Below are 14,739 nucleotides of genomic sequence, written 5' to 3' on the forward strand. Positions count from 1 at the left end.
CTTTTTTTGAATTGCCTCCAGCTTCAGCTGGAGTTATAAAATAAAGGCAAGAATGGCTTTAGCCAAAATAATAAAGCTTTTTGGCTAAAGCCGCATTTATGACCAATCCTATAACCTCCAGCTGAAGCTGGAGGCAATTTAAATCTCCTAATCTCTCACAAAGGTGCAAAGCTTAAACATAATATTGTCATTTCTACGAAGGAGACCCGAGCGATAGCGGTCTTTTCGAGATTAATTCTATTTATTTCCCAAGGTTGAAACCTTGGGCTATGGACATTGAACTGAAGCTGGAGGCAATTTAAGATCTTCTAATCTCTCAAGATTCTAACTAATTTGACAATTTGTATTCCTTTGGTGAAATTCCAAATTTATTCTTAAAAGCTGTAGAAAAGTAGTTTGGAGAAGAGAATCCAAGCGAGTATGCAATTTCAGAAATATTCATCTCATTTGACTTTAAAAGCTCTGCGGCCTTCTCTAATTTTACATTATTGATATGATCGCTGATATTAATTCCGATAATGGCTTTCACCTTTCGATACAGCTGAACTCTTGAAACCCCAAGTTTATCTGCTAAATCTTCAACCGAAAATTTAGGATCTTCAACATTCTTCTTAATAATATCATTCATTTTGGTAATAAATGATTGTTCCTGATTTCCAAATTTAGACTCAGGTTCAACGCGATAAATATTATTAGTATAATAATAACGAAGTTTTTCTCTGTTGAAAAGCAGGCTCGAAATCGACTGTTTTAAAATAGAAAGGCTAAATGGTTTGGTAAGATATTGATCTACCCCGCTTTGTAATCCTTTTAAAACAGATTCCTTGTTACTTTGTGCCGTTAAAATAATAATTGGAATATGTGACGAACGTAAATCCTTTTTCAATTCTTTACTAATCTCGTAACCGTCTTTATCAACGAGGTTAATGTCGCAAATAATAATATCGGGAATAATTTCCATTGCTTTTTCAACAGCATCGCTTCCGTCAGAACTATGAACTACATATTCGTTTGATAATTTTGCTTTTAGAAATGTAACCAAATCTATATTGTCTTCTATAACCAAAAGAGTATGTTTTTCTGATTCAGAAATTACATTTACTTCATTTATATCAGATCCTATATCTAAATTATCTGTTATTAAATTGGGAGTTACATTTAGATTTTCGGCTTTATTTATAATTTCAGAAGGCTGCAAATGGCTGTTTCCTTTTAATAAGGTAATTACAAACTCGCTTCCTTGTTTTGATTTTAATTCAATAGTTCCCTGATGCAAAAGCACAAATTCTTTAGAAAGATGAAGTCCTATTCCTGAACTGTTTTTATTATTATTTGAAGCTCTGAAAAACGGATTAAAAACGTTAGACAATTCATTTTCAGGTATTCCAATTCCTGAATCTTTAAAACTAATTTTAACCGTATTGTCTTGATTTTCTATAATCGAAATAGCTATTTTTCCGTTATCAGGCGTAAATTTGAAAGCATTCGAAAGCAGATTGAAATATACTTTATCCATCAAACCTTTGTCAATAAACAGTTCCAGATTTTTATTTTTACACGTAAGCTGAAAATCTATATTTCTGCGTGCAGCTTCGCCTTTAAAGTTGGTCATTACTTCGTTTGTAAAATCATAAATCTTAGTATTTGAAGCTCTTAACGTAAATTTTTGCTCCTCGATTTTTCTAAAATCCAATAGCTGATTTATTAATCGCAGCAATCTGTTTGAGTTTTTATGAATCAGTTTTACTTCATCAATAAGTGCAGTACCTTTAATTTTTTCATTTTCAATTAATGATTCTACATAACTCATAATCAAAGTTATGGGCGTTTTGAATTCGTGTGAAAGTCCTGTAAAAAAATTCAGTTTTGCTTCATTGCTTCTTTCCGCAATTTTTGCCATTTCCTGAATTTCATTATTCTGGTCAATTACGGTTTGATTAATTCTTTCGAGTTGTTTTTTCTTTCTTGAAATAGAAATAGTCGAATAAATACTGTAAATCGTCAAACTCAAAATAATCACTAGAAAAAAGCTCATTAACCTAACCAGGTTATTCTGCGAAGCATATTCTCTTTCCTGCACTTTTATCGCTCCTTGCTGCGACTCAATAACCGTTTGCTGCTGATCGACTTTATCCATTTGGTTTTCGATAATTTCAGCATTATTTCGGTCGATAACAATTGTATTGAGGATATTATTTTTAGAAATTGGCTCTTTATTGTACATTTTTAAGGCCAGTTTCAGCGCTTCGTTTCCTCCTGTCGGGTATAAAATAGTTCCGTCCAAAACACCATTTTTTACCAATTCTATTCCGCCATTGACGGTATTCAATCCGTCAACGCCAATAAATTTAATTTTCTTTTCTAATCCCACTGTTTTTGCCGTTTCCCACGCACTTAAAGCCATACGATCGTTATGGGCAAAAATATATTCAATATCAGGATTTTGTAAAAGAATTGCTTTTAAAGGCGCTTTAACTGATTCTCCTTCCCAATCCCCGTGAATGATATTTTCAATTTTGAAACGCTTGTTATCATTGATTATCTGATCGAATCCGAGGCTGCGCTCATACGCTGGCGATGAGCCATTTGCTCCGGTAATTTCGATAATTTTACCCGAGTCTTTGCTGTGCGAAATAATATATCGGGCGGCAATTCTGCCAATTTCTATGTTATCGGCTCCAAGATAAGCGGTGTAATTTTCGCCATCAATTTTACGGTCTACTACAAGAACCGGGATTCCGGCTTTTATCGATTTTTCGACAACGGCGGTTAAAGGCTTAGATTGAATTGGAGATACAATAATAACATCTACTTTATTAGAAATGAATCTTTCTATGTCTTCAATTTGCCTCTCGATATTATTATTGGCGTCGCTAATTTTTAAATCGACTTCAGGCCGCAATGATGCTTCAATTTTTATGGAGCTGTTCATTTGTTTGCGCCAATCATCTGTGGTCATCGCCTGAGAAAATCCTACTTTGATTTTATCTCCCTGTTTTTGTTTACAGGAGACTAAACTTAATGATGCTAAAAGTAACATCAAAATATATTTTATAAATTGATACATGAAATTGTGAGTTTATGTAAATAAAAATGAGTCCTTAAAAAATACCTTCTCGTACCAACAACTTGCCAAAATAATTAGGAAGGATTATTTTGCGATGACAAGTAAGAAGGATGTATAATTAAAAAAGTAAAATTAAACTTTTATTTCATGCATGCAAATCGGTAAAGAAATATCTGTAAACGAAAAAAGAGGATTTAAAAATCCTCTTTTTTTATATAAATCAATATTTTGTCCACATATTTTGCGACAAATATTGCCATCAATTCTACCGATATGAAACTCCTAACGGAGTAATGTTTATTCGGTCAATTCTATTTTTCTACCGATATTAAACCCCTAACGGGGTATATTTAGGGGCTAATTCTATCGTTTTTTTCTACCGATATGAAACTCCTAACGGAGTTTTTCTTAATATTTTATCTAAGTGTAAGATTCCTGATGGAGTTAATATGTAAACCCTTATTTATTTCACATATAATATCTCGGAGAGATTAAATATCGGTAGAAAAATATCGGTAACAATGATAAATATGACGTGCCAATTTGTCCCGGAGGGACTATACAAATTTAATCCAATAAAAATACAATAAGCCCTCGGGCACCATGCGCACCCAAAACCAGCGATTGTTCAATATCAGCCGTTTTCGATGGTCCGGCAATAAAAGTTCCGAAACCATATTCCTGATTTCCGATTCTTTCATAAGCTTGCTGCATCGTGCGTACAATATCATTTTTATGAACGATTATTGCTAAATACTGCGCAATAAAAGGCGAAATTCGCTGTCCTAAAATATCATCAGTTACCCAAAGTGCACTATTCTCAGCAACTCCAAAATGTGCTTTTACAACGGTTAATTCAACATCCTGAAGCGAATGCGGATCGACATTGTTCCAATCTAATGAAGCAATTTCTGAAAGTTCGGGAAGCGTTGTAATTAAACGCTTTTGAAGATTGTAGTTTGATTTTATATAATTTATGATTTCACTGTAATCAGAAACCTCAACAGGATCTCCGCCAATACCTTTTAAAACAGTTTTATAGGTTTCAAGTATATCAAAATCTTCTGAACCTAAAAGACTTAAATCTGGCAGATCTGTCACTAAATCAGGCTGGTTTAGTTTTATTCTATTTAAAATTTCGGCTTTACTGCTCATTGTCTTTTGCTTTAGATTCTCTTGAATTTTTCTTGTACCATTCTCTAAAAGACTGTTCAGGAACGTCTGGCATTTCGCGCTGGTCATACCATTTATTCATTTTATTATTAACCATTGACGGAACATTTTTCATTACAAACCTTCCAGATTTTCCTGCAATGTTAAAAATCGTTGGGTTGGCTAATACCGCTGCCATTGTTTTCATAGCAATAGTTTTTGCTTTTGGCGTATAACCGTCTTTTACCAAAACCTGACGCCATTTGTACAATTGATCGTGGATATCAATTTTTACCGGGCAAACGTTGGTACAGGAACCGCAAAGTGTACTTGCAAAAGGTAAATCGGCATTTTTGCTCATATCTAAATTTGGTGCCAAGATAGAACCAATTGGTCCCGCGACTGCGTTATGATAACTGTGTCCGCCGCTTCGTCTGTAAACCGGACAGGTATTCATACAGGCGCCGCAGCGAATGCATTTTAGGGAATTTCTAAAATCTTCTCTTCCTAACTGTTTGCTTCTGCCGTTGTCGACAATTACAATATGAAGTTCTTTTCCATCTCTTGGTTTCTTAAAATGGCTTGAAAAAGTTGTTATTGGCTGTCCTGTTGCGCTTCTTGCTAATAATCTCAGGAAAACACCTAAATGTCTGCGCTGCGGAATTAGTTTTTCAAATCCCATGCAGGCAATATGAACATCGGCTAAATGTGCGCCCATATCGGCGTTTCCTTCGTTCGTGCAAACCACAAATTCTCCGGTTTCTGCAATGGCGAAATTCACTCCGGTTAAAGCTGCTTTTCGGGTTAAGAAAGTGTTTCTTAAACTATGACGCGCCGATTCTGTTAAATACTGCGGGTCAAAATTTCCTTTTTCTGTACCTAAATGTTCGTGAAAAGTTTCGCTTACATCTTCTTTTTTAAGATGAATGGCCGGCAGAACAATATGACTTGGAGGCTCTTTACGAAGCTGTACAATATATTCACCTAAATCTGAATCGATAACTTCAATACCTTTTTCGGCTAAATAATCGTTCAAATGACATTCTTCTGTAAGCATTGATTTTGATTTCACCATTTGCTTTACATCATGTTTTGCCATGATAGAATGCACTATTTCGTTATGCTCTTTTGCATCGGCAGCCCAATGTACAATGATTCCGTTTTTTTGAGCATTAGCTTCAAATTCAACTAAATAATCGTGAATATTAGATAAAACGTTTGCTTTGATTTTTGAAGCCGTTTCACGCAATAATTCCCAATCATTAATTTGATGTGCCGATTTATCACGCTTTGCACGAACAAACCAAAGTGTTTCATCATGCCAATTGACACGCTCTACATCTTTATTAAACTTTGCTGCGGCTTCGCTGTGCTGTATTATTTTTTCTGATGACATTTTTTATTGTTTAAAAGTCAATTTTGAAATGTTTATGATAGTGTTTATTTAACCGCAAAGTTCGCAAGGTATTACGCAAGGTTCGCAAAGCTAATTTTTACTCTTAGTGTACTTTGCATATTTTACTTTGTATACTTTGCTGTTAAAAACTACACTCAACGCTTACTTTTAATTTTCTAGTGAATTTAATATTTCAGCAATATGAATGGTTTTTATTCGGCTTTTTTGTCTTTTCAAAATTCCGTCTAAATGCATTAAACACGACATATCACCGCCGGTGATATAATCAACATTATGGCTTTCATGATCTTTAATTCGATCTTGTCCCATTTTTACAGAAACAGCTTCTTCGGTAACGCAAAAAGTTCCTCCAAAACCACAGCATTCATCTTTCCTTGTTAAAGCAACCAAATCAAGTCCTTTTATATTGTGCAGCAATTTTTCTGGTTTTGAAAAAAATGGTGCGTTTAATTCAGACATCTGCGAAAGCATTAATCCGCGTTGTCCGTGGCAGCTTACGTGCATTCCTACTTTAAAAGGAAAACTTCCGTCTATGTGGTCAATTTTTAAAATATCAGTTATAAATTCAGTTAATTCAAAAACTCTGTTTCTAATTTCTGCTGCAGCTTCTTCATTTTTATCATCATGTAAGTGATCTTTTACATGCAGGACACAGCTTCCTGAAGGGCATACAATATAATCGAATCCTGTAAAATTGGCTATAAAATTAGCATCACAGCCTTTTGTTAAGTGTGCATACCCGCTGTTTGCCATTGGCTGGCCGCAGCAGGTTTGTCCCATCGGAAAATGAACTTCACAGCCTAATTTCTGCAAAAGCTCATATGTCGCTATACCCACTTTTGGATAAAACTGATCGACATAACACGGTATAAATAGTCCGATTTTCATTTCTTATTATTTTATTTTTAGCCGCAGATCTGGCAGATTAAACAGATTTTTATTTAAGTATCACGCACTTTTTATCTGCACAATCTGCGAGAAACAAAAAATTATTTAATCCTTCATCCCAATAACCATTAGGAACAGATTTTTTAATTTTTAATTCTTAATTTTTAATTGTTTCAATGTTTGTAAAATTTCAAATCTATCAAATCATTCTGAATCGGTTTAGGATTCCAGTTTTGATGAATCGCCAATGCTGCGCCTAAAGCACTTGCCTGCGCCATCGATGCTGCGTAAACTTCTACATCAGGAAAAGCTTCGGCTAATAAATTCATAAAAATAGAATTTTTACTGAAACCTCCGTCAACAAAAATTTTCTTTACAGGGCTGTTACGAATGACTAAATTAGTTGAAAAAACCTGTTGTTCTACCAAATCTAACATTAATTGATGATAGGCTGTTTCATAGCTTTTAAATATTGAAAGTTCTCTTTTTTGAAAAGGGCATTCTTTCAGGATGTCAAAATTATACTTTTTAGGGTAAATAATTTGAAAATTTAAGGCTCTTAAATTTGAAACGACGTTTTTATCAAAATAAACGTCTTTGTACATATCTACAGGAACGTTAAAATGTTCTGCTAATCTTTTGGTTTGTATTTCGTGTTCGTTTCCGGAAAAAAGCCTTGCGGCCTTTACAGGTTTTTCTGTGTATTGCAGATAACACAAGCAATCATGTTGTAATTCCTCAAAAGTTAAAGGCTTATTATTGAACGGATTTAAGGAAATACTCCAGGTTCCTGTTGATAATAAAACAAAAGGCTCGGTAAAGTTTATAGTATAGGGAATTATCGCCGATGAGCTATCGTGAAGCCCTGCACCTACTGCTAAACCGTCCTGATTTTTTATAATATCTTTTCCGTAATGAAATGGCGGAATTTTGGCAGAAATGCCTTCACTATTTAACCATTTATGGTATTTCATTTTTTTGAAATTCCAAAGATTGGTATGGCAGCCTACGCTTGTAATATCAGCATAAGCTTCATTGGTTAAAAGAAAACTCAAAAACTGAGGCAGATGTAAACAATATTTTACCTTTTCGAATAAGTCTGGTTTTTCTTCTTTAAATCGATAAATCTGCATTCCAGAATTTAAACTTCCCAAAACCGGAGAAGCTGTTTTTACGGCAAATACTTCTTCTCCTTTGTATTTTTTATAGAAGTCGTTTTTTAAATCCTCCGGATAATCTTTTAAATAATTATACAGAGGAGTTAAAACTTTTCCTTCTTTATCAATGTAGACAAAACTAGCACCGTAAGTACTAAAATTAATAGCTTTTAAAACATAATTGGTTAAAGTCTTTATTTCTGATAATCGTTCAAAAACCCAGTTTTTGAGAACTTCAATATCTTCGCAGGGAAAACCGTCTTCATCGACAGTTTCGTCAAGATTGATTGATTTCTCCCAGACAATTTTATAGTTTTCATCAAATAAGAATACCTTTTTGTTTGTTTTGCCAATATCAAAAATTGCAGCTACATTCATTTTTTTAATTGTAAATTGTGAGTTGTCAATTGTGAGTTGTGATTTTTGTTCAGTTTTTTTTAGCAACTCATAATTCACAACTCACAATTCATAATTATAATCCCGTTGCCAATGTTTTTAGCCCTCTCTCTCCAATTAGATTTTTTCTGACAGAAAGGCTTCTGTATAATTCTACCGGATTTAAAGCTGCTCCTGAGCGTAAACGGGCTTCGGCAACTAGAGCGCGAACATCTGTACGAAAAGCATTTTGAAGAATTTCCTGCGCTTTTACTACGTCATTTTCTTCCTGTGCTTTTTCTAATGCTTTTCTGTCTACTGAAAGTGCTTGTGCGTAAGCAATCATAATGGCTTCAACTGACTGTAGTAAATCTTCTAACGGATCTTTGATGTTGTGCGATGCGTCGATCATCCAGCCTAAATCTTTGGCATGGTTCATACCTCTTGCGTCCATTCCTTCAACCAATTCGTTGAAAATCAAAAACAATTGATATGGTTTTAAGGCTCCGGCTGTTAAATCATCGTCACCGTATTTTGAATCATTAAAATGGAATCCGCCTAGTTTGTTTTCCATTAATAATAAAGAAACGATCTGTTCGATATTGGCGTTTGGCAAATGGTGTCCTAAATCGACTAATGTCTGTGCTTTATCGCCTAACTTTTTAACATACGAATAAGACTGTCCCCAATCAGCTACGGTCGTTGAATAAAAGTTAGGCTCAGCACATTTGTATTCTAAAAATAATTTCCAATTGGATGGTAATGCATCGTAGATTTCTTCTAAACTTTCTAATGTATTTTGATACGCTTTACGGAAGTTTAACTGCCCCGGAAAGTTAGAACCATCAGCAAGCCAAACTGTTAATGACTCTGATCCTAATTCGATTCCGTGTTTTATCACTTCAATATTGTGTGCAATTGCCTGTTTACGAACTGCTTTGTTTACGTTTTGTAAAGAACCGTATTTGTAAGTATGTTCGGCACTTGCCTGATCCTGAAATGTATTCGAGTTCATGGCATCAAACTTTAAATTATGCTGTGCCGCAAGGGTTTTGATTGCTTTATAATCTTGTGGAATATCCCACGGAATATGAAGCGAAATGGCTCCTGAAGCATTGTTTAATTTATGAAGCAGCCCGACATCTTCTATTTTTTCTTCGATTGAACGAGGTTCTCCGCCTCCGGCAAAACGTCCGAATCTTGTTCCTCCTGTTCCTAATGCCCAAGATGGAATTGCGATTTGAAAATCAATTAGTTTTTGGATAATCGACTCTGCATTGTCAATTTCTGATGCTGTAAAAACAAGTTTGTTTTGATGTTTTTTTAATAATCCCTCGTTATGAGATTCGATGTGGTTTGATCCGATTAACATAGTTATTGATATTTTAATAGAGTTACAATATATGAATTTTAGACGCTGATTTTACGGATTCGCTATCGCGAAGACGCGGAAAAAAACGGATTTTTGCGATAATAAATTAAAAAAATCTGTGTAAATCAGCGTTTTCGCGATAGCGAATCCGTTTTATCCGCGTTCTATGTCTGTATATTCAATATTTTCAGCTTAAAATTTTTATACTAAACTCTGGTTTAATTTTACTATTTTATGGTAATTGGTCTGCTTAGAAAAATGAGATGTCTAAAAAAAATCTAACGCTCGAAAAATCGAACGTTAGACCACAAAAAACCACTTTTGCTTAAACAAACTTATAAAAAAACTTAAATAACTTTTATCTATAAAAGCCCATTCCAACGCCGCCGTCTACGTTTAGGGCATTTCCTGTCGATTTATCCAATAAACCGCCAACAAAGGCAAAACAAGCATTTGCAATATCATCCGGCAATATAATTTCATTCAATAACGTTCGTTTTGCATAGTATGCCGGTAATTCTTCTACCGTAATTCCGTATGCTTTTGCACGGCCTTCTGCCCATCCGCCAGACCAAATATTTGAATCTGAGATTACCGCATCTGGATTTACTGTGTTTACACGAATTTTATCGGCTCCTAATTCTGCTGCCATTAAACGTGTTAAATGTGCCTGAGCGGCTTTTGCAGAGCCGTAACCTGGATTATTTGGGCCAGCAACTACTGCATTTTTAGAAACAATGTTTACAATGTCTCCTCCAAAACCTTGTTTGCGCATTACTTCAATTCCGGCTTTAGAAACAATAAATTGTCCTTTTACCAAAATATCATATAATCTATCCCACTCATCAAGCGTATGTTCTGCAATAGATTTAGAAATACTGATTCCGGCATTGTTAACAATAATATCTGCGCCACCAAACGCTAAACAAGCCTGATCTAATGCCAATTCTGTGCTTTTTTCATCGGTAACATTTAATAAAGTACTGGCAGCAGCATCTTTCCCAAAAGCTTTAATAAATTCAGCTGCTGCTGATTCTAAACGCTCTTCGTTAATATCGTTAAGAACAACGCAGGCGCCTTCCTGAGCAAATTTTTTAGCAATAGCTTTTCCAATTCCACCACCAGAACCCGTAATTAGAGCCACTCTTCCAGACAATGCTTTTGGTTTTGGCATACGCTGTAATTTAGCTTCTTCTAATAACCAATATTCAATATTAAAAGCTTCCTGGTGCGGTAATGAAGTATATTCTGAAACCGCTTCAGCACCTTTCATTACATTTACGGCATTGATATAATATTCTGATGCCAGACGCGCCATCGTTTTATCTTTTGCAAAAGTGAACATTCCCACTCCCGGATATAGAATCACAACCGGATTTGGGTCACGCATTGCAGGAGAATTCGATTTCCTGCAGGCATTATAATAATCTTTGTACATGGTACGATAAGCTTCAAAAGCCGGAGCTAATTTTGCCTTAACCGCATTTATATCTGATAAATCTTCGTTTGGATCTAATTCTAAAACCAGCGGACTTATTTTAGTTCTTAAAAAGTGATCTGGACAAGAAGTTCCTAATGGAGCTAATTTTGAAAGATCATTTGAATTGATGAATTCCAATACTCTTGCATCATCTGTATAATGACCAATCATTTGACGTTCTGATGAACAGAAACCTCTTAGAATTGGTGCCACTTTTGCTGCTTTTAATTTACGATCTGCTTCCGAAAGACTTTCAATTTTCTGGCCGCCAAAAACCGGACGTTTTTTCCCGTAATTGCTTTCTAAATATTCAGCGCATTTCTCGATTACTTCCAATGTATTAATATAACTTTCGTACGCAGTGTCTCCCCAGGTAAATAAACCATGAGAGCCTAACATGATGCCGCGTAATTTTTTACCTTTTTTTCCAGCTTCCTCTAAACAGCTTCTTAATTGAAGTCCTAAATCAAAGCCCGGACGCTGCCAGCCAACCCAGCCAATTTCTCCATCAAATAATTCTTCAGTAATTTTTGCCCCGTCTTTGGCGGCAGCGATTGCAATTGCCGCATCAGGGTGAAGGTGGTCGATATGTTTAAATGGCAAGAAACCATGCAAAGGCGTATCGATAGACGGTGCTTTTGAAGCCAGATCGAAAATACAGTGATTAAACAATTCTACCATTTCATCTTCAAATTCGATTCCTTTGTAAACATTTTCAAGATTGCGAAGTCTGTCTAAGTATAATGCAGCGCAGCCTGATTTTGTCAATGTTCCAATATCGCCTCCGGAACCTTTAATCCACATTACTTCTGAGTTTGCCCCCGTTAAAGGATCTTTATCTGTAATTTTTACAGAAGTATTTCCTCCGCCATAGTTTGTTAATCTTAAATCGGCTCCTAATAAGTTCGATCGATAAATGAAAAGCGCTACTTCATCTCCTGCTAATGCTGCTGCTTTAGCTTCATCCCAAAGATAGCTCACATGCTTAAAATTCATATTTTTTGTATTTGTATTTGACATTGTTATCATATATTTTTTCAAGTATTTACAAAGAATTCCCAATTCCGACTAAAATGATCGAAAGCATTATCAATCCGATTCCCAAAATAAAAGTGCCGAATGTTTTTTTAGAAACACCTTTCCACTCTTTCAAATAAAATCCCCAAAAATTAGCCGTTAAAATAATGGCTGCCATATGCAGGATCCATGAACTGGCGCCATTTCCCAGCTTGCTTTCGCCCATTCCGTAAAAGAAAAACTGCAAAAACCACATTGTTCCGGCAAGTGCAGAAAACAAAACGTTTTTAGTAATTGGTGTAGATTTATTGGTATAATCTCCAATTGTTTTGTTTTTGAAATTAAGGTAGATACACCAAATAAAATTAGTTGTTAAACCTCCCCAAAGCAAAACAATATAGGTTACGTTATTTTGAAACAATGGATTACAGCCAAATTCTACTGCCTGCTCTGCCATTGGTTTTCCGGCTTCGATTCCGTAATTAAAAAAAGAACTTAAAATTCCTGAAATTACTGCGATAATCAAACCTTTTACAAGGCTGAAATCTTTGTCTTTATCTTCATGTCCAACGGCGAAATCTTTTTCTTTAAGAATTCCGGCTTTTCCAGAGATTGCAATTCCTAAAAGGCAGACTACAACACCTAATAAAACCAATTGCCCGCCAGAACTTGCCAGCATTTCTGTAAATGAAACTTTACCTTCTGTTGGATATAAATCGTAATATATTGAAGGAACTAAAGCGCCAAAGGCAGAACAAAATCCTAAAATGATAGAATTTCCCAGCGACATTCCTAAATAACGAACGCCAAGACCGTATGTTAAACCTCCAATTCCCCAAATTAATCCCATCGAAAAAGTAAAGGTTTTGATGGCTGGTGAAGCTGCTGCAATAATTTCAGTAAAATTTGGAATCGTTAAATAAGCTGCAATTGGGGGTACTATTAACCAGGAAAAAAAACCGCCAACAAGCCAGTAACTTTCCCAGGCCCAATCTTTTACTTTTTTAAAAGGCATATAAAAACTACCCGAAGAAAATCCTCCGATAGAATGAAAAATGATTCCTAATAATGATTCCATTTAATAATTTTGTATGTGGTTAATTGCGATAGTTAATTTCGTTTTGTAAAATAATATAATGTCAAAAAGAAAACTGTCCTGTACTATCCTTTATGATTCGTGTATTTTTTGTTAAAAGTGTTCATTAATTGCAAAGAACAATCGAATTGTATTGGAAAAATAAATTTAAAAACGCTACTTTAGCAATCGATTTCGTAATTATTATACCTTCATTGTAATATAACTGCCTGAAAACAAAGAACACTTTTATTTAATTGCTGTTTTTTGTAAGGAAAGTAATAAAATCAACATGTAAAGCCGTTTTTAGAATCGCTTTTTATAAAATTATAATTAAAAAAATTTGTTTCAAGCCCCTAACCTGAAACTGATTGCAAAATACCAGCATGATTAAATTAATTAAAATAGACGAAGATTCGAGGGTTCCAAAATACAAACAAATTGTTGACTCGATTTTGCAGAATATTGCTAACGGAAATTTAAAAATAAACCAAAAAATTCCTTCTATAAACGGTTTCAGTGAAGAGTTTTATATGTCGCGTGATACTGTTGAAAAAGCATATAATATTTTAAAAGAAAGAAAAATCATTACTTCGATTAGAGGAAAGGGATATTATATTACCCGAACAAAATTGGAGTCGAAAGTAAATATTTTGTTTTTATTTAATAAACTGAGCGCTTACAAAATGAAAACTTACAGCTCATTTATTGATACTCTTGGTGCCAATGCACATACTGATCTTCATATTTATCATTGCGACGAAACGCTGTTTTTAAATTTACTGGATAAATTTGAGGGGGCTTATGATTATTATGTTATTACTACACATTTTAAAACAGATGAGTTAAAACATTTAAGTTTTACGGATGAAGTTGCCAAAGCTATTCAGAGAATTCCGGAAGAAAAACTGGTTTTAATGGATAATATTAAACTTTCGCATGAGGGTGAAATCATTAAAATTTATCAGGATTTTGAAAATGATATTTACAATGCACTAAAAGAAGGTTTAACCAAAATTACCAAATACAAGAAACTAATTTTAGTTTATCCTGATAAAGCGGTTTATCCTTATCCGAGAAGAATACTGCACGGTTTTAGAAAATTTTGTGTTGAACATGAAATCAATTTTGAGATTTTAAGTGAAGTTTATGACGATATGATCCTTAAAAAAGGTGACTTATTTATCACTATTGAAGAATCTGATCTGGTGAATTTAATGAAACAGATTCGTGATGAGGAATATGTTTTAGGAAAAGATATTGGCGTTATCTCATACAATGACACACCTCTAAAAGAATTATTAGGCATAACCGTTATGTCAACTGATTTTAATATTATGGGAGAAACTGCTGCCCGAATGATTTTGAATAAAGAAAAAGGGCAGTTTAAAGTGCCTTTTAATTTTATTGACAGGAATTCTATTTAGGAGTTTTGAAGTTTGACCAATTCATTTTTATCTTTTTAATTGATGTTTTGTTTGTGGCTCCAAATATTTCAATATTTCACCTAATATATTAAACAGATCTTTAAACTTATCAAATTCCTTTTAAACCCATTTGTTTCAGCTTTTAGAACTGGGATCCATTCTCTATATAAAAAACTCTACATTGTAATTTTCATTATTCCATTCTTTGGACTAAATAGCTGGTCATTTTCTGCATTTTTTTGGAACTTTTGCTGTGAGAAAACAATTCACACATACCATTACTTTTAATGCATCATTTTTCATTATATCACT

The 14,739-nt window shown here is 34.4% G+C and carries 9 protein-coding genes; 1 reads left to right on the plus strand and 8 read right to left on the minus strand.

Annotated features, from left to right (window positions below):
• Positions 1–328: 328 nt before the first annotated feature.
• The 8 genes from LUU93_RS18370 to rhaT form a co-directional block, all read right to left on the minus strand.
• Positions 329–3,067: a substrate-binding domain-containing protein gene (locus LUU93_RS18370; protein WP_232682616.1), complete on the minus strand. Its 2,739-nt coding sequence runs from the start codon at positions 3,065–3,067 to the stop codon at positions 329–331.
• Between the two features lie 567 nt (positions 3,068–3,634).
• Positions 3,635–4,222: a LutC/YkgG family protein gene (locus LUU93_RS18375; RefSeq protein ID WP_232682617.1), complete on the minus strand. Its 588-nt coding sequence runs from the start codon at positions 4,220–4,222 to the stop codon at positions 3,635–3,637.
• Positions 4,212–5,615 (minus strand): lactate utilization protein B, encoded by a 1,404-nt coding sequence (locus LUU93_RS18380; protein WP_232682618.1) that lies wholly within the window; start codon positions 5,613–5,615, stop codon positions 4,212–4,214. Before LUU93_RS18380 ends, LUU93_RS18375 begins: the two co-directional genes overlap by 11 nt.
• 168 nt (positions 5,616–5,783) lie before the next feature.
• Positions 5,784–6,524, minus strand: a complete 741-nt coding sequence (locus LUU93_RS18385) for a (Fe-S)-binding protein (RefSeq protein WP_232682619.1) — start codon at positions 6,522–6,524, stop codon at positions 5,784–5,786.
• 173 nt (positions 6,525–6,697) lie between these two features.
• Entirely contained in the window at positions 6,698–8,059 is a 1,362-nt protein-coding gene (locus LUU93_RS18390) for an FGGY-family carbohydrate kinase (protein WP_232682620.1), read from the minus strand.
• Between the two features lie 94 nt (positions 8,060–8,153).
• Positions 8,154–9,428: a sugar isomerase gene (locus tag LUU93_RS18395; protein WP_232682621.1), complete on the minus strand. Its 1,275-nt coding sequence runs from the start codon at positions 9,426–9,428 to the stop codon at positions 8,154–8,156.
• Between the two features lie 358 nt (positions 9,429–9,786).
• Positions 9,787–11,928, minus strand: a complete 2,142-nt coding sequence (locus LUU93_RS18400; protein ID WP_232682622.1) for a bifunctional aldolase/short-chain dehydrogenase — start codon at positions 11,926–11,928, stop codon at positions 9,787–9,789.
• 25 nt (positions 11,929–11,953) lie between these two features.
• Entirely contained in the window at positions 11,954–13,003 is a 1,050-nt protein-coding gene (gene rhaT / locus LUU93_RS18405; protein ID WP_232682623.1) for an L-rhamnose/proton symporter RhaT, read from the minus strand.
• A gap of 383 nt (positions 13,004–13,386) precedes the next feature.
• Here rhaT and LUU93_RS18410 point away from each other — a divergent pair, with 383 nt between their 5' ends.
• Positions 13,387–14,427, plus strand: coding sequence for a GntR family transcriptional regulator (locus LUU93_RS18410; RefSeq protein ID WP_232682624.1), 1,041 nt, complete (start codon positions 13,387–13,389; stop codon positions 14,425–14,427).
• The last annotated feature ends 312 nt before the right edge of the window (positions 14,428–14,739 follow it).

It is taken from the genome of Flavobacterium soyae (assembly GCF_021245985.1).
Classification (GTDB): domain Bacteria; phylum Bacteroidota; class Bacteroidia; order Flavobacteriales; family Flavobacteriaceae; genus Flavobacterium; species Flavobacterium soyae.